General features: G+C 45.3%; 10 protein-coding genes. 5 read left to right on the top strand and 5 right to left on the bottom strand.

What is annotated here, in order from left to right:
* Positions 1-5 precede the first annotated feature (5 nt).
* Positions 6-2390, bottom strand: coding sequence for a GAF domain-containing protein (locus QUA44_RS17890; protein ID WP_333252770.1), 2385 nt, complete (start codon positions 2388-2390; stop codon positions 6-8).
* Positions 2391-3136: 746 nt separating this feature from the next.
* On the opposite strand from QUA44_RS17890, the gene QUA44_RS17885 reads away from it, so the two are divergent.
* The gene (locus QUA44_RS17885; protein WP_333252776.1) at positions 3137-3919 is read left to right on the top strand and encodes a calcium-binding protein; all 783 of its coding nucleotides are present in this window, start codon (positions 3137-3139) and stop codon (positions 3917-3919) included.
* Positions 3920-4891: 972 nt separating this feature from the next.
* Here QUA44_RS17885 and QUA44_RS17880 read toward each other — a convergent pair.
* The 3 genes from QUA44_RS17880 to hetZ all read right to left on the bottom strand — a co-directional run bounded on the left by QUA44_RS17880 (position 4892) and on the right by hetZ (position 9704).
* On the bottom strand, positions 4892-7255 hold the full coding sequence (locus tag QUA44_RS17880) for a transglutaminaseTgpA domain-containing protein (RefSeq protein WP_333252778.1): 2364 nt from the start codon (positions 7253-7255) through the stop codon (positions 4892-4894).
* A gap of 216 nt (positions 7256-7471) precedes the next feature.
* Positions 7472-8530 carry a hypothetical protein gene (locus tag QUA44_RS17875; protein ID WP_333252781.1) on the bottom strand — a complete coding sequence of 353 codons (1059 nt, stop codon included), beginning with the start codon at positions 8528-8530 and terminating at the stop codon, positions 7472-7474.
* Positions 8523-9704, bottom strand: a complete 1182-nt coding sequence (gene hetZ, locus QUA44_RS17870; protein ID WP_333252784.1) for a heterocyst differentiation protein HetZ — start codon at positions 9702-9704, stop codon at positions 8523-8525. The genes QUA44_RS17875 and hetZ overlap by 8 nt, the downstream gene beginning before the upstream one ends.
* Before the next feature lie 804 nt (positions 9705-10508).
* Here hetZ and QUA44_RS17865 point away from each other — a divergent pair.
* Positions 10509-11762 (top strand): transposase, encoded by a 1254-nt coding sequence (locus QUA44_RS17865; protein WP_333309822.1) that lies wholly within the window; start codon positions 10509-10511, stop codon positions 11760-11762.
* A gap of 779 nt (positions 11763-12541) precedes the next feature.
* Positions 12542-13081, top strand: a complete 540-nt coding sequence (locus tag QUA44_RS17860) for a Dps family protein (protein WP_333252791.1) — start codon at positions 12542-12544, stop codon at positions 13079-13081.
* A gap of 122 nt (positions 13082-13203) precedes the next feature.
* Here QUA44_RS17860 and QUA44_RS17855 read toward each other — a convergent pair whose 3' ends face one another.
* On the bottom strand, positions 13204-14310 hold the full coding sequence (locus QUA44_RS17855; protein WP_333252793.1) for a glycosyltransferase family 2 protein: 1107 nt from the start codon (positions 14308-14310) through the stop codon (positions 13204-13206).
* A gap of 606 nt (positions 14311-14916) precedes the next feature.
* Between QUA44_RS17855 and QUA44_RS17850 the strand changes: the two genes are divergently transcribed.
* Both QUA44_RS17850 and QUA44_RS17845 read left to right on the top strand, forming a co-directional pair.
* On the top strand, positions 14917-15987 hold the full coding sequence (locus QUA44_RS17850; protein ID WP_333252869.1) for a glycosyltransferase family A protein: 1071 nt from the start codon (positions 14917-14919) through the stop codon (positions 15985-15987).
* An 87-nt stretch (positions 15988-16074) separates the two neighbouring features.
* Positions 16075-17526 carry an NAD(P)/FAD-dependent oxidoreductase gene (locus QUA44_RS17845; RefSeq protein WP_333252795.1) on the top strand — a complete coding sequence of 484 codons (1452 nt, stop codon included), beginning with the start codon at positions 16075-16077 and terminating at the stop codon, positions 17524-17526.
* Positions 17527-17530 lie beyond the last annotated feature (4 nt).

The raw sequence follows: 17530 nt of genomic DNA, 5'->3' as shown, positions 1-17530 counted from the left end.
GGTTCTCAATCGCTGACTACCGTAACTTCACAGATAGTAGAAATAGATTCCGGTTCAGGCAAAATACGCACGCGGGCGAATTTTAAACCGCTAACTCCTTGTTGTGATTCTACCATGCCCGTCTGAACTTTTGGCTCTACCCAACCTTCGCGAGACAAGTAGCGCAAGTATTGCTGATACTCTTCCCACTCCTCCTCGGTGGAATAAACAACAGTCAACATTCCCGACTGGGTAATCCGCTCTTGTGCGTCTTTGTCAACGGCTTTTTCGATCCGCTTTTTGACAAGTTCGTAGCGAATGTCGCGAGTGCCTTTGACATCAAACATTTTTTCGGTATTTTCGTTGTGGAAAATGTCGATCGTGGTATTCTGCACTAAGACTAAATGTGCGAGTTCCATGTCGATTTGAGACTCGGCTTGCAGGCGAAAAACTGTGCGACCGCAATCGCAAATTGCTCGCAGTTGTTCGTACCGCAAACTGTGCAGGTGAAACTGGCTAAATTTGGAGTCGATCGATTTTCCTACATAAATCATGTGATCGATGCCGTCGGTGCATTCGATGTCGCAGTAGTGGGGCAAAATTTGCTGCATTTTTTCTTGCCAGCGGGCCCAGGTTTCTTGGAGTTTGGTGCTGATTAAGTTCAGCATTTGGTCGTAGCGGTTGCGATCGGTGTAAACGCAGTTATGTTCATTTTCACAGGCTGCTTGGTAAGCTTCAACGGCTGCCTCAACAAGCGGCCCGCACTGCACAAAATAGTCAAAATATACTTCTAAATGCTCGTTTAAATACTCGGCGGCTCGCACCTCCATATCGACTGTTACTTTTTCTTTTAAATGCTCGATGTAGTCAAGCAAGTCGAGCCGCATTTGCTCGCCGAGGTGGGTAGTTTGTGTTTCGCAAACGGCATCAGCTATCGCTAAACCTAAGCGGAATTGTTCGAGCAAATCAGTTTGAATGGCTCGGTTTCTTTCGTCGCTAGAACCGCGAATGTCCGAAATTCCGTACAGCGGATGAACGTCAGCAAATACGATTGTTTCTGGAGGTAGTCCCCAACTTCGCCTTTCTGCTTCTTGAGCGAACCGCCACTCGACTGCGGGGTGGATGTTGTGAATGTGGGTAAACCGCTCCTGGATGGCTTGCCGCAGGGCTGCAATGAAGGCGGGAATGAGTTCTTGGGCGTGTTGAGTGTCAATGCCGTTGAAGTGGTTTGGCCGATCGCACAACAGCCCCACAACTCCCAAAATCCGCACCCCGCACCCCTCACGGGTGACAGATTTGACTACCAGGGGCACCAGCAGCATCGATCGAGTTCCCATTCTCCGCAAAGTTCGATCGCACTCGGTTTCGCACTCCCTACGCAAGTCTGGCACATTCCAAACTTGATTTGCTGCTGTGGCCTTCAAAAAGTGAGAAGCTTCTAGGGAGTGCATTGAATAAAGAATCGGCTGCAAATGTTGGCCGTCTTTTGCAACTAATAGCTGTACCTGTTCGCCGTCGGGCCGCAGCAGCAAAGTGCCGTCAGCATTGAAGAGCGATCGCAAACACCGATCGATTCTCTCAAATTTGTCTGGCTGCAGCATCGAATCTTGATCGATCAATAACTGAGTCAGCCGCCGAATTTGCTCCTGCACGGTGACATCAAAACCTTCTAGCAGCAGCAAGCCTTCTACGCGGTAATTATCCAACTGCAATCGATCGGCTAAATTTTCCAGTTGATTCGGCTGCATCAGCCAAGCTTCTCGTTCCGAAACCGGCATTAATCTTAAAGAAACATCCGCAAATTCATCTATTTTTGAGTCAATTCGAGTAATTTTTAACTGTTCCGAACCCAGCCAAAATTCTATAAATCTGGGTTCTCGGTGTTTGGGGTTTTTTACACTCGCCGTGACAGGTTCGTCTAGCACCCGCAAACCGTCGATATCCATCTGATAATATTGCTTAAATACCCAGTGCAAAAGATGGCGGCGGTACAATTGTTCTGCTGTTTTGCCGTCCCCATCCTCGAACAGTTCCAGCAGAGTCATGTCGGTTTCTGCAAACAAACCGTTGGTAGATTGATTTGCCAAGGACGTTTCCTCCCAACCGGCCAAGCGGCAAAATGCTGCGTTAGCGTACCGTAGGGCAAAAGTTCCTGGTTGCATTACTGCGATTAAAACGCGGCGATCGCCGAGAAATTGAAACAATCGCTGTAAATCTTGTTTCCACGTTTTCAAGGGTTCAATTTCAGAAGATTGACTGGGTACTTGGCCCGCCAAAGCTTCCAGTAGCTGTTCTATACTTGGTTCGCTGGGCAGATTGTTACTGTCTTGCTTTGTTGGGACGATATCTGTCGCTGGCAGTGATTTTACGGAGTTGTTGTTTTGATGGGAAGACGATTTAGGAGTAGACATGAGTAAAACACCTGAAAGCAGTGGATTTTGCCAAAAAATATCAGCGATCGGCGATTATGGCTTTGTAAAGAGCTTAGATCCTGTTTGTAAAGTTTGTGTATGGGTATCGGAAACTGGGTTTTTCTCGGACGATGGGCCCAGGGACTTTTACTTTTATTCACAAACAACCTCTCAGTCTCGACGTTATAGGTGATATTAACCTGTTTACCTGCTAGGGGGTAACACCCATTATAAGCGGTACACAGTAGCGGATAGTGTCAGCAACTAATGCTATTTGACTCAGAGGCGAGATATATAGCAGGTTGGGGTTGAATGAAGCACAGCCCTGTTAACAGTTGACAGTTGACAGTTGACAGATGAGTGCGAAGTTTTTAGGCAGGGGATTTAAGCCCCAGCCTAAAAACAATCCACCTAAAGGTGAGGGCTTAAATCCCCTGTGCTTTGGTAATTGGGAATTGAGAATTGGTAACTTATACGCTCGCGTAGCCGAAGTATTGGTAATTGTAATTGACTATAGCAATCCTAAATGAGTCGTCAACTTTTTACCCCACCCCAACCCTCCCTTATCAAGGGGAGAGAGTAAGAAATTCACAAATGATGCGAGGATTGCTATATAGACCAGCAGGTTGCTTGTCCTTAATTGAGGAAATAAAAGTTGCGACCAAAATTCAAACATCCTTGCTATTTGGCAAGGGAATAATTAAAATGTATAATACAGCTAACAGGATTTTTGAAAGGACATAGTTATGGCTTTAACGGTTAACAATCTCATCGGCGATGTGACGGGATTTCCTGTATTCGCTGGCGGCGGGCCACGTCTTTTGGGATTCGCTACACCCGATGAGATTAACGTAGGGAATGGAAATTTGTCGTCTTTTCCCTGGGGAGTTTGGGGACTTGATGGCAATGATACTATAGGAGGTTCATCGGATTCCAACGAACGTCTGTTAGGAAATAACGGCAATGATATTATCGGTGGTGGCGGCGGAAATGACATAATTTACGGCGGGAAAGATGACGATCTCTTGGATGGAAATGATGGCAACGACCTAGTTAGGGGCGACACCGGAAATGATATTATCTTTGGAGGGTTCGGGAACGATATCCTGCGGGGAGGGCAAGGAGACGACGATTTAGACGGCAATGACGGCAACGATTTCTTAGCGGGCGATCGGGGAGTTGACGTGCTCACGGGAGGCCTCGGTGCTGATATATTTGTACTCAGAAGCAACGATGAAGCATTTGGTATAAATGGAGCAGATGTCATTACCGATTTTAACTTTGACGAGGGCGATCGTATCGGTTTGACGGACGGTTTAACAGAACTAGACCTTTTCTTTGAAGACGACAATTTGATTGCTTACGATAATGACGGAATTATCAACGACATGGTGATTGAAAACATAATTACCGGACAGATTGTGGGGGTAGTTTTAAATACCAACAGCTTTGAACTTACTGGTGCATTTGAACAATCGAGTCCGTTTGCCTTGGCAGTTAACGGTTCTCAATTCCAGTTTTTAGCTTAGTTATTTGTAGGGAATTAGACGGGCGATCGGGCTAGTTCCGGGTAGGGAAACGGCACTGCAGTTTCCCTACAGATAGCGGGCAATCGATCTATACGCAACCGTACTTTGCAGAATTGATACTAAAAATTTATGCCTTTAGATATTTTTTAGCCTCATCTAAAAGTAGAAATTCAAACTAGGGGAAAGTATATACAGGACTTTGCGATTTTATGAGGTTCAATTAAGTGAAAAGCACCTGATAGCTAAAGCTCATGAAATCCTATTCTTTAGACCTCCGCTCAAAAATAGTGACAGCGCACTTGGCAGAGAAGATGTCAAGCGAGAAAAGTAGCTGCCCCGTTTTGCGTTACTAAGAGTTGAGTATTGGGAAAAAATCCGAAATATCGAGGCCCAAAACAAGCATATTTTTAGACGAAGTGTGAAGCGTACCTATCTGGCAAAAGTGATGGATAAAGACAAGCAAACACAATTTAAAAGTAAGCGCAATTGCAACACCTTTTGTACTGGTAGTTGTTTTGAGCGAATAGAGGTGCTTTGATAACGCCTTTGAGAGTTTTCGGATTCATTCCAGAATCTCCGTGGCTTCAGCCCTGGGGAGTATCAATCATTGCTGCTACTGTACCTCATAGCATCGGAAAGTGCTGTAATATGGTGTCTCATTACACTATCATTCTGCCGTAAGGATTCAGGTCTAAAAACTTGTGGCTCCAACGCTTGTCTGGTAAGGGTTTGAGGGCAAAATAATGGTTTTTGTCCTTCGTGGTTGATTGTCAATAAATGACGAAAAATGACAGTTTTTCGTCATTTATTGATAATAGATATTTATTGAGCATCAAGCTCCAGAGCTAAAGTCTTTGCCCAGCAAGGAGTTCAGTGACCTGAATCCTTACATTCTGCCTATTCAGGACGGCGAATGTCTGAGGGGTTTGACCCCTCAGACATTCGCCAACAGTCTCTTTCGATCGCCGATTTTTATCTTAACTTTTTGAGTTTCTTCAAGTGCGATCGCCTCAAATTTTCCACCAACTGCCGCAACTGGTTCAAATTTCCCGCTTCGCCGCCATACTTCCATCGCACGTAAGCTTGCGAAACTTCATCAATCACCTCAGCTTCATCAGTTGCATGATTACCGCGCATTGCCTCAGCATACTCCAAAGGCGTTTGAGCTTTCTGCTTGGCAAATCCCCTACTCGCCAAATCCTTCAACATTTCCTGATAAACCCCCTCCACAGGCGGCAACTTCGCCAGCCAGCGGCGGTGGCGCCACTTGCGCCACACTTGCCAAATTAACCAGCCAATAAAGCCAAAGCCGATCGCAGCAATTAAGCCAGTAAATAACCCCACCCAACCCTTAGCAAACTGTCCCAGAAACCAGCCCACAATCAAACTGATCCAGCCAATTACAAAACCTATGACTGAATCCAGCCCGCTTCTGAGAGGAGTCGGTAGCCAACCCGCGATCCACTTCCAAAACGATTCCAGCGCACTAAAAGTCTGGTTGTCTTCCACCGAAGCCGGAATCAGCGGATAACCGGGAATCGGATTAAAAGCAAACCAGCCGTTATTGGGAAAATATACCTCCGTCATCAAAAAAGCGTCGGTATTTTTCACAATATACAAACCCGTAAACGGGTTAAATTCCCCCGTATCGAAACCGCCCGCCAGTCGCGCCGGAATCCCGACCGACCTCAGCATAATTGTCAGTACCGTCGAAAAATGGTCGGGATATCCGCCTGTAACTTTTTTGCCCTCCTGGGTGTTTTTGTAGCCAAACAGAAAACCTGCTACTAAATCTTCACCTTCTTCTAAGTAAGGCAAAGCTTTTACAAGTTTGTAATTCGGGTTTTGCTTCAAATATTGAGCCAAATACAAAGCTTTTTCGTAGGGAGAATCGATCGCCCTGTCCGACTTAGCCACTCTTGTTCTCCCCAACAAGATCTCTTCAGTTTTTTCTCGCACCTTCTGGGCAATTTCCGGTGGCACATCCAAATAAAACTTGCGAATATTTTTCGGGTAATTAGTACCAGTTTTCCCCAACAAAGAGCGATCGCGAAAAGGTACGTTAGAAATCACCGTATAAGTCAAACCATCCGCCAATTCCACAGGCGATCGCAAACCCCCCTCCGCATCAATCGCCACCTCTGTCGTCGGAAAATAAAGTTCCTTCGGCTTGTTTAAAGCCGGAATCAAATTCGGCAACTGAGCAACAATAGTATAACTTTGAATCACCTCTTGAAAGCGGGGCGCATTGGGAAATGGATTCAGATAAAATTGATAAGACCAGCGAGGTCGATTCACCTTAAAAGCGTCATCGTTGCGAGAAATTTCCCAACCTTGACCGGTGTATTTGTCAAAGCCTAACACTCGCCAAAAACCCGCAGCCTGCGATCGCACCCGCATCACCACTTGAGGTTTCATTTCCCCCCGCAAATTTTGATTAATTCGCTGGTTGAAACCGTAATAAAAAGTAGAGTCTACCTCTCCTGGCCCTTTGTCTGGGTTTCTCCCCCTTCCTCCGCCAGTCCCTTTTTGGTTTCCCCCTCTGACATACCCCGGATTGGTAATGCTGCGCGAGTCAAACTCGCCCTGATATTCAATAGGAGCACTCACCGGAAAAGTCCGCAACTGATAGCCAGGGAGGCGTGGCAAAAACGCAAAAATAGTCAGCCCCAACCCGACAGTTATCAGCAGCAGCCAAGCAAAATACTTTGGGGATAAAGTAGCAGCAAATAGCGACAGGCTTTCATTTTTCCCTTTACCTTGTGCTTTTTCGCCAATGGCTTCTGGCTTCAAAAATCCCAAGCGCGATCGATAATCCAACACCAAAGTCGGCAGCGCTAAAGCCAAAAACAACAACAACAGCGGCCCAAAAGTCAAGGTTTGGCTGAGAGTCGCTGCTACCCCTAACAAAATTAGCCCGATTACCATCGAGTAGCCTAAATCCTTGCGGCGAGGCAAATCGAAACTGTGCAGCACTTGAAGTTGGATTAACAGTTGCGCCAAAACTAACCGCGTATCATTCAATTCTCCCACCAAGCGGCTAAAAAAAGCGAACAGCGCCACCAGCATTCCAATAGCTATGCAGAACTTAGCAGCTACATTGCGATCGCGGCGGCGGTACCAACTCCAAGTTGCTCCCACAATACTAACAGGCACAGCCCACAGGTTCAGGGCTTCTTCAGCAGCAACGTCAGTTGCCACAATTCCCACAATTACCAACAACTGAACTAGGATTCGCAGCAGTAAAGAATCCTCAATCACCGGCGGAGGCATGGCCTCAATCTGCTCCCACAGCTTACCCAAAACAGGTATATTTCGCAGGTTATCAGTTGTCATGTGCACCCATCCAAGTCAACGAGCAGTAGATTTTAGATTTTAGATTTTAGATTGACTCTCGCATTGAATCTGGGAGGGCTTTAACTAATATCTAAAATTTTTGGCTTTCCATGACAGAAGTCGAGGAATTGCATTTGTTTTTGTGTGAGGTCAAACCACAGAGTAAAAACCTAAATTATTTACTCTAATTTGACTTTTCTATTTGCTATTTTGTCTTTACAAAGTTGGACGAATAGCAAACATCAGAGGTCTGGTATCGAAGTTTTGGAATTTAACTTCTAGGGCATAAGTCTTGTCAGGTTGCGGGTCAAACAACTCCACACTTAAATGCCCGGAATTCGGACGCTGTGCAGTTGCTTCGGCATCTCCTCCCTTGAGTTCCAAACTTCCTCCCCCTGGAAATTCGCACTCAACTCTTAAACACGGCCTTGGTGGTTCTGTGTTGCGGTTCGACAGGTATTGAGCTGAGAGAGTCAGCGAACCCAAAGCAGTCAGCCACTCCCGCGAAACCGGGGGCTGATTTACAGGACAATTCAAAGTTAGAGACTCAATGATTTCTCGGGCGGCCAACAGCGACATGAGCATTTGTTGATCGGTAGTTGCCTCGGAGTAATTCGGTAAATCTTCTACTTCTGAAGCTGTAATTCCTCTGGCAGCACCCATGAGTACGAAACCAGCTAATTTGTTAAGTTCCTGAGACTGGCCGGGAAACAAGCCATCTACAGCGCGAACTAACTTCGAGCCTTCCCGCAGCGACGACATTACCAGTTCCTGACAAGGTTCTAGCAGTTGAGCAAAAACCCCTTGGGCGATCGGAATTGGCAGGCGGCCCCACCTGATATTTTGTAGTTGGGGAGTCCAGAGGTGTAGGGGGGGAACCCATTGCGGGGCTACATCGTCTGGGTAATCGTGGTCGTAGCTTTTGAATTCTGTTTCCCAGGGGAACAGCGGCGGATTAGATTCAATTTCGGCTCTAAGCCTTTCTTTTAACAAGGTCTGAAAACGGTCTTGCACGGTCGGTATTTCTCCAATTGTCTGCGGTTGTGCGGGTGCATTGCTGTGCGCCCCCACTTGATAGTCCAGCGGGTCTGGTTCGTCCCATTCCCAGTATTCCACCCCGGAATTCTCTTCTGTGTCGTCCCACTCTTGTGAGCCAGGGGACGGATTGAAGTTTTCCTCATCTTGGCTAGAGGCATTCGCGATCGGCGCCTGCAATATCCAGTCTAAAAAATGGCGATCGAAAGCCTCTGCATCCCTGTTCGTTTCGTTATTCATCACTAGATGCCCCTTCTCCGGAATCTGAACGATTTCGCAATTCCCACGCAAGTTCCAGCAATTTAAACCACCGCTTCTGTACCTGGGCTACCGTGCTGCCCAGGGTTTGGGCGATCGCTGACTCTGACAGACCCTGTTGCTTCAACTTTAGCAAACGCTGTCCCTCTGGACCAATTTGCTCGCCAAACGCCTGCCACTGAGAAGGCAGCAAACCTAAATTTTTGTCTAAGTCTGCTTCCAGCCACTGGTGAACGAGTTCCCAGCGGTGCGACATGGCGAACCTGAGCAAGTGGTACTTGAAGCGCTGCTGCAAATAGTCTCTTTGGCGGGGAGTTATGCCCAGGATCGACTCTATTTCATTAGTCGGCAAGTCTTGCAAGCGCAGCACGAAGTAATCGGCGCATTCTTCTTGGTTGCGCTCTTTCAAGTAGGCGACTAATTCGTCAATCACGTTTTGCCGCAGAGATTCTGACTCGTCGGCTTGGGGGCGAATTGCAGATGAACCCTGTCCGGCCATCGCTTCCCGCACGGAGTGTACCGAGGTGTCGTTCCAAGTTTGGTCGGAATCTGAAGCCCCTCCGTCGGCGGCTTGTTCCATATCTACAGAGGTTTCTTTGGGCTGCTGCTGGGAAAAGGTTTGGGCCCGTAAAATAATTAGTTGCTGGCTGCGGTTCCGAGGTAATGGAATGCGCCGCTTGCCGAAGCGCTCTACAAAGGCCATGTACTCTGCTAGTTCTAAGCGAGTGCGGGGACTGTAGGTAGGTGGCAATTGGGTTTCGCGCCGGAATGCCTTTAAAGCTTCGAGATAAAATCCTTGCAAAAAATCTTTGATCAGTTCTACTCGCGCCTGATAGCTAGACTGCACCTGCGGAGGGGTGATGTAGCGATAGACGATCGCGCTGAGGGTACTGTGCAATTCTACTCGCCCGGGCCCGGAGCCTAAATTGTAATAGTGGAGGCATTGTTGCAAGCGGTGCTGAGCCAGGCTCATGGCTGAACCTTCTATGTCTCCGGATGCTTGAATCCGCAGGCTTTCGGTGCATATCCTAGTGACTTCTGCTGCGAGTCGCCCTGCTACATCTTGGCAGTTCTGCTCAGACGCGCGAGTGGACTTTTTTAGTTCGTCTAACAGCAGTTGAAATATGGTTTCCACGCTCTGGCAGATTTCCCGCATGATGGTTTACAGCTAACAATGAAAGTAGCACAGTTAGTAAAAGTATGGATAAATATTTCCTACCGCTACTTTACCCCGTATTCCCCAGATAGGACAAACTGCAATGCCCTCTTTCTCCTCCTTCGCGCAAACACAGAGGACTGCTTTTTTTATCTGTCCTGGAGGCGCCATCCGCCAAAAACTAGGTTTAAACAGTTGCCACTGCAACGATGCTTCATCAGAGTGTCGGGTTTGAGAAAGCCTTCAGGGGGGCCGACAACGCCACACTGCCGTTGATACTTTCGGCTTAGTGCTATGGTGGTCACAGCAGCAAGGGTTCCCGAAGGTGAAGCGAACACACAGCTTCTCCCGGTGGTCTACTAGATGGGACAAAGGGTGTCAGGGCTGTATTTGTTTGTTAGAGTCGATCGAGGTGACAGTGGCCAACGGTTTCTCAAATCGATGATGGATAGCTTGGGATGGATTATTCAGGTAGTTGTACGATCGCAACACCCAAGGCTTTGTTTTACTGAAAATAACAATCCGTGGTTGAACAAACTTTTGCTTGGCTCAATTTAGTATGGACGGTTGAGCAAGTACGATCGGCGATTACCTGCTTCCTCACCAAAAAACGAGAGGGAAGCTCCTGGCTTTAGACATTGGGAGGAACTAGGTAGCGGTTTCAACCGCCTTCAATATTTTTTTTGTATTGGTTGTTTTGTAGGCATACTTTACCCTTGAATTGCGAATACTATGCTAATATAAACCAAGGAGGAAAACAGAATGTATGGATGCCAGCAAAATCTAATCAGTCCAGGCAAAGACTTGACAGCAGTCTTAGAATTTCTGTGTAGTGAAGCCTCTAAATTAATCAATTGTGGAGTTTACTATTCCCGACAACTCTTCTTTAAGACAGGTAAAGTTCCAAATAGAGCTAAGCTACACAAGGTATTGGGAACAGAAAATCATAACGTCCACGACAAAGCTTTTTATTCAGATACCGCACAACAGATATTAACTAGCGTTGCTGAGTCTTTCAAGTCCTATTTTGGCTTACTGACGGGAATCAAAGAAGGGACGGTGACGCAACGTCCAAGACTTCCTGGATACAGAAAAGGCGGATTAGCACTGGTTACATTTACAGGTAGATCGGTCAAATTAAAAAATGGAATGTTGCGATTTCCTTTAGGGAAGCAAGTTAAAGCTTGGTTAGGCATAGATGCGTTCTATCTGCCCATGCCATCTAATTTAGAGCATTCTTGTATTCGAGAGTACAGGATTTTACCCAGAAACGGATGTTTCTATCTGGAATTGGTTTACCAAAAAGAAGCTGTCCAATCCGATGTGAACGTTGATTCTGTGTTGATGCTCGATCATGGGATAGACAACTGGATAACTTGTGTTAGCAATATTGGAGCTTCATTCATCGTAGACGGAATGCATCTAAAGTCTATCAACCAAGGTAACAACAAACGAGTGGCAACCTTGATGTCTGGAAAAGACAACGGATTCTGGTCGAAAAGACTGGAACGGCTGACCGAAAGCAGAAATAGAACAATGCGGGATGCGGTTAATAAAGCTGCTCGTAAGGTCATTAATCATTGTGTCTCGTCCCAGATTGGTACAGTGATATTTGGATGGAACAAGAATCAGAAAAATTCGCTCAACCTAGGTACAAAGACGAATCAAAAATTTGTTCAGATTCCCACGGGTAGGTTAAAAGATAGAATTGCTCAACTGTGCGAACAGTACGGAATAAAATTCATAGAAACTGAAGAATCTTATACCTCAAAAACTTCGTTTCTCGATGCTGACGAACTGCCTAAATTCGGTGCGAAACCCGAAGGGTGGAAAGCTTCTGGAACAAGAATTAAACGTGGATTATATCAGACGGCGAATGGATGGCTAATTAATGCAGACTGCAATGGGTGTGCAAATATTGGTCGTAAAGTAGCAACAATACTTGGAATTGATCTCAGTGGAGTTGGTAGGGGTGATTTGTCAGCACCCGTAAGACTTAAATTATGGTCTTATCAATCCCCGTCTATGAAAGGGCTGGGGAGTTGTCAAAAGCAATGATATATAGCCATCCTAAATCATTTTTGAATTTCTTACTCCCTCCCCTTGATAAGGGGAGGGTTGGGGTGGGGTAAAAAGTTTACGACTCCTGCAAGGATTGCTATACATCTTCCTGATTGGGTTTATCGCTATTTAACAAACCCAAAATTATCGGTGTTCATGTAAGCCAATTTGAACACTATCAAGGATTCCATCCTAGAAATATTTATACTTTCGGGGCTTAAGCATTAAAGTAATCATCAGCCACTTTGGCCATAAAGTTTTGATGGCGATCGCCCGTCTGTTTCTTGGCAGCATCCTTAAACGTCGATTGAGCGGTTGCACTCAATATCATTTCTAGCATCCCAATCACAGAGGTCAGCACCGCTCATGTCCGAAACTCTGTTTCCTAGCCTTTTAGGATAACTGGGGTTATATTTAATTGTAAGCCCCTGATGCCGTCATTTTAAGCAGCCCGCACAATTAAGTGTGTGTGATGTTCGTTAACTTCGGCATAAATTCCTTGATTTTTACTAACAATCAGAGTGCCGCCCCCTTCTCTAGGGGGATTGAGCGGGGGCTCACCAACGGCCCAATCGCTGTGTTCGCCAAACAAAGGCGCTCAGGAACAATAAGTTTCATTGCATCTATCTAAGGGTATCAATCTTGCAATTACTTTAACCTGAAAAGCAGATATTTTACGAAAGTTCGATCGTCTTCGATCGTCCTCTGGGTTGATGTAAGTGGTTAGGTAAATTTGTTCTAATAAATGTAAAGTTAGATTTGAAGGAACAATTTCAATGCGTAAGTTAAACATAGGTCTATCTGACGAGCAGCGTGCAGGCGTTATCGAACTATTGAATCACGACCTGGCAGATGCTTATCTGCTGTTAATCAAAACCAAAAAGTATCACTGGGATGTAGTGGGCCCACAGTTTAGATCGCTCCACCAGTTGTGGGAAGAACACTATCAGGCGTTAACACTAAATATCGATGCTATGGCCGAACGGGTGAGAACTTTAGGTGGCTATCCAATTGGTACTGCTGAGGGTTTTCTGAAGTATGGCTCGATTAAAGAACATATCGGCGATTTGCCTTTGGCTACCGAAATGGTATCGCGTTTAGTTGACGACCACGAACTGATTATTCGCAATCTCCGCAAACACGTTGAACAGTGCGGTGAAGAGTTTAAGGATGATGGAACCGCAGACTTTTTGACTGGTTTGATGGAACAGCACGAACAAATGGCTTGGATGTTGCGCTCGTTTATTGAAGGGGAATCCCTTGCGCCCGACGGTAAGCAGCCGAAAGCTCAAACTGCTACAGCTTCTCACGCTTAGAGATATATAAGTAGAAGGAAGAAGCAAAAATTTATTTCCGTTGATTTAACTCTCTTCCATAGCTTGCCTCAAAAACCAGGTTTCTTTAAGAAATCTGGTTTTTGAGCTTGGGTTTATTCGCGTTATCGGTTGGCAAAATTATTGAATCGCATTCTTTCATAAACCTGGGATGGGAGCATTTTATGAATCATGGTTCGCCTCTTGATGGTGGAAATTGTTGTGCCTTCAGTCTCTGTTGATGTTGATGTTGATATTGATTTTAAGGCTGACCCAGATAGAGTAACTGATGAAACTAGAATTTTTAATATACTTTCTATTGATAAAATGTACAAATTATGGCGTAAAATAGTCATCAATGAATCTTCTAGAAAAGCTCGATATAGCCAAAATAATGTACTGCGATGGTTGCCGTTACGGTTGCTTTTAACGGCTAAATTGTATATATAAAAACTGCTGTTAGACCAGCGATAAATATTGGCAGGAATTTCAGGATGCCGCTCCCGGACATCTGCCATAATTAGAGAGTGAGATTTTGCCATTGCTTCATAGTTGCAAGACATACTGCTGGAAATCTGTCGGTAGCCCACTAAAAATTCTGGCACTACTTTAAATTGATAATGCTCAGCGATGCGGAGAAAAAGTTCCAAGTCTTCGCAGCCTTGGGCGTTTTCTGCTTTTAATTGGCAATTGTAACCGCCGACTCTCTCGAAACAAATGCGGCGGATCAGAGATGAACTCGCATTACCCATAAAATATTTATAAACTAAAGCTTTGTATACTTCTCCTTCGATGGTGGAGTTGTAAAATCCACCTGTGAATAAGTCTTTTTCGTTGATATCAAGTGACCATGAATAGACAACTCCTACAGATTGTTCTGATGTAATTAAGCATTCGACTTGTTTTTCTAGGTTTTGGGGATACCAAATATCGTCGGCATCGATGGGAGCAATATATTCGCCTTTTGATTTTTCAATTGCTAGGTTGCGGGCGACGGCGACACCGGCATTTGATTGGTGGAATAAGCTCACTCGGCTATCTTTTTGAGCAAAAGATTGGACTATTTCGGCTGTTGTATCTGTAGAGCCGTCATCAACTACTAAAACTTCTATGTTTTGATAAGTTTGAGATAAGACAGACTCTAAGGTTTTAGCAATAAAATTTTCAGCGTTGAAAGCTGGTATGATGACTGAAACTAATGGCTGATTTAAAGTGTTTTGGGAGGTGTTCATGTAATATAAAAAATGGTTTAGATAAAAGTTTTGGTTCAAAGGGAGCTAGCTAAGGGTATGTTAGCAAATTACGAAAGCCCGATCGTACAGCGTCGGAAATTTTAAGAGGTATATTTAAAATATATTGCCAAAAGTCATAAAATGTGCATTGAGTCCGCAGTCGCGATCGAGACTTGGTGCAGGAGTCACTCGCGGATGAGGTCTGCAAAAGAAATTGTACCGCGCAAGTCCTGACAGTTGCCTGGTGTCCGTATAAACGATGTTTTATTTTATACGGTATGCCTACTTATAAAATCAAAGTCTTGTGCGTTGCAACACAGCCGCACAAAAATGCTGCTGGGGCTTTTTCCCAAGTTTACACAAACAATGACATATTTAAAGATTTTGTAAAGCTGTTGTCTACATCAGGTCAGTCTCAGCAAAATATGGCGTAAAATAGAGGTAAGAATGGGGAAAATCAAATCGATAATACCAGCAAAAAATCTAGCTGAAGACAAACAAAAATCGAGTTATAAATAAAAAAGTAGAGCTGATTTTACCCTTCGTAAAGTAGCACCAATAAAATTCCAGCAAATTTTGGCCCGTGTAATTTAAGTTATTTAGGTGATGATTTCTACCGCTGACCCGACTGTATCCGTGATTATCCCAGTCCACAACGGGGGCGCTTACTTCCGCACCTGTTTGTCAAAACTGGCTCAAGCTGTGCCCAGACCGATCGAGATTATTGTAGTAGCAGATGGCGAAAGCGACGGTTCTTGGCGACTTGCAAAGGAATTCGGGGCAAAATTAATTAGAATTCCTGAATGCGGCGGCCCAGCCCGAGCGAGAAATTTGGGAGCGCAAGCTGCGAAGGGAGATATTCTGTTTTTTGTGGATGCTGATGTGGCTGTTTGTCCAGAAGCTGTGGGCTATGCCATCTCGGTGTTCAAAAATAATCCCTACTTGGCTGCTTTTATCGGCTCCTACGATGATGCTCCTGGAGATCCCGATTTTCTGTCGCAGTACAGGAACTTGCTGCACCACTACGTGCACCAGACAGGTAACGAAGAAGCTTCGACTTTTTGGGGCGCTTGCGGAGTGATTCGCCGGGAAATTTTTTTGCAAATGGGTGGCTTTAATGAGAGTTACCGCCAAGCTTCGATCGAGGATATTGAATTCGGCTACCGTTTGAAACAAGCCGGTCATCAAATTCGGCTGTGTAAAACATTGCAGGTGAAGCACTTAAAGCGTTGGGAAGCGATGGGGATGGTGAAAGCTGACTTTTTTTACCGAGCGCTGCCTTGGACGGAACTTATTTGGCGCGATCGCAAATTGAATAACGACCTCAACTTGCAAGTTTCAAACCGCATCAGCGTGATTTTAACTTATGCAGTCCTGCTGGCAATTCTGGGGACGTGCTGGTCGCTGAGCTTTCTGCTAGTGGCTGGTTTGCTGGCGATACCACTGGTAGCAATTAATGCACCGCTTTACCGATTTTTTTACCGTAAACACGGTATCCTATTTGCCCTGAAAACAATTCCGTGGCACTGGCTTTTCTACTTTTACAGCGGACTGGCATTCGCGATCGGCACGGCTCGCCATTTGTCCCAAAAAAAGCCCTTGACTGCCAAGGTTAGCTTGCCGGTACCGCTGAATAAATCAATCCCAATTGCGCTTCAACATCAGATCGATCGATAGTTTCTCAGGGTATGTACGGGTGCATCTATCTATTTTAGAAGTTATAAATAATAGTATAGTTCGATAAAAAAGCTGGAGGTAGGCTGAGTGAAACATTATCCGGTTGCGATCGTCGGTGCTGGGCCAGCGGGTTTGACTGCTGCTTACGAGCTCGTCAAGCAAGGCATTATCCCTGTTGTGCTCGAAAAAGGAGATAAAGTTGGGGGAATAGCTCGCACCGAAACCTACAAAGGCTATCGTTTCGACATTGGGGGCCACCGCTTTTATACTAAAGTTGCAGCCGTGCAGGAGTTGTGGCAAGAGGTACTGGGAAATGAGTTTATTAAAGTGCCACGATTGTCGCGAATTTTTTATCGAGGTAAATTTTTTAACTATCCGATCAGTGCCTTCAATACTCTGTTTAATTTGGGCATAATTGAGAGTACGCTAATTATTTTGAGCTATGTGAAAGTGAGAATCTGGCCGTTGCCGGAAGAAACAACTTTTGAACAATGGGTGATCAATCGTTTTGGGGAACGTTTGTACAAAACATTTTTTAAGACTTATACTGAAAAAGTTTGGGGCATTCCTTGTTCGGAAATTCAAGCAGATTGGGCGGCGCAGCGGATTAAAGGATTGTCGCTGACGACTGCAATTATTAATGCTTTGTTTGGCAGCAACGATACTAAAACATTAATCAAAGAGTTTGATTATCCGGCTTTGGGGCCGGGGATGATGTGGGAAAAGTTCGCGGAAGCTGTGGAAAATAAAGACGGCAAAGTTTATCTCGATACTAAGGCGATTAGCTTTGAGCGCGAAGGTAATAAGATTAAAAGTATTACTGCGGAGCAAAACGGAGAATTAGTCCAATATTCGGCGGATAATTTTATTACGAGTATGCCGATATCGGCGCTGATAGCGAGGCTAAAACCGCAGCCGCCAGAAGAGGTGTTGCACGCGGCGCGATCGCTCAAATATCGAGATTTTTTGATTGTAGCGCTGATTGTCGATCGCAAGGATTTGTTTCCTGACAACTGGATTTACATTCACTCTCCCGAAGTTAAAGTGGGACGAATTCAAAACTTTAAGAATTGGAGCGCCGCTTTAGTTCCCGATGTCAGCAAAACTTGTTTAGGAATGGAATATTTCTGTAGTGTAGGCGACGAAGTTTGGGAAATGTCGGACGCTGAACTTGTGGAATTAGCAACTCGCGAGTTGGTTGGTTTGGGTTTAGCAACAACTGCTGAGGTTGAAGATGGAGTTGTCATACGGCAACTTAAAGCTTATCCAGTTTATGATGGAGAATATCGCGGACATTTGCAGGTACTTGAAGGTTTTGTGAAGGGTATTGAGAATTTGCAGACGATCGGGCGAAACGGTATGCACCGATACAACAATCAAGACCATTCTATGCTGACGGGGTTGCTGGCGGCGAGAAATATTCTGGGGGAAAAGCACGATTTGTGGGATGTGAATACTGAGCGATCGTACTATGAAGATTTTTCAGTCGATCGCTCCAAGGACAAAAAGGATTCGGATTTAATTTCGCAGTCCATATAGCCAG

Origin of the sequence: Microcoleus sp. N9_A2 (assembly GCF_036701775.1) — a bacterium.
Classification (GTDB): domain Bacteria; phylum Cyanobacteriota; class Cyanobacteriia; order Cyanobacteriales; family Microcoleaceae; genus Microcoleus.
The sequence above is the reverse complement of the archived record's forward strand: the minus strand, read 5'-3'. Positions and strand labels throughout refer to the sequence as shown.

Bases quoted from the DNA above. Each gene is read 5' to 3' on its own strand.
- QUA44_RS17890 (WP_333252770.1), bottom strand. From the start codon at position 2,390: ATGTCTACTCCTAAATCGTCTTCCCATCAAAACAACAACTCCGTAAAA.
- QUA44_RS17885 (WP_333252776.1), top strand. From the start codon at position 3,137: ATGGCTTTAACGGTTAACAATCTCATCGGCGATGTGACGGGATTTCCT.
- QUA44_RS17880 (WP_333252778.1), bottom strand. From the start codon at position 7,255: ATGACAACTGATAACCTGCGAAATATACCTGTTTTGGGTAAGCTGTGG.
- QUA44_RS17875 (WP_333252781.1), bottom strand. From the start codon at position 8,530: ATGAATAACGAAACGAACAGGGATGCAGAGGCTTTCGATCGCCATTTT.
- hetZ (WP_333252784.1), bottom strand. From the start codon at position 9,704: ATGCGGGAAATCTGCCAGAGCGTGGAAACCATATTTCAACTGCTGTTA.
- QUA44_RS17860 (WP_333252791.1), top strand. From the start codon at position 12,542: ATGCGTAAGTTAAACATAGGTCTATCTGACGAGCAGCGTGCAGGCGTT.
- QUA44_RS17855 (WP_333252793.1), bottom strand. From the start codon at position 14,310: ATGAACACCTCCCAAAACACTTTAAATCAGCCATTAGTTTCAGTCATC.
- QUA44_RS17850 (WP_333252869.1), top strand. From the start codon at position 14,917: ATGATTTCTACCGCTGACCCGACTGTATCCGTGATTATCCCAGTCCAC.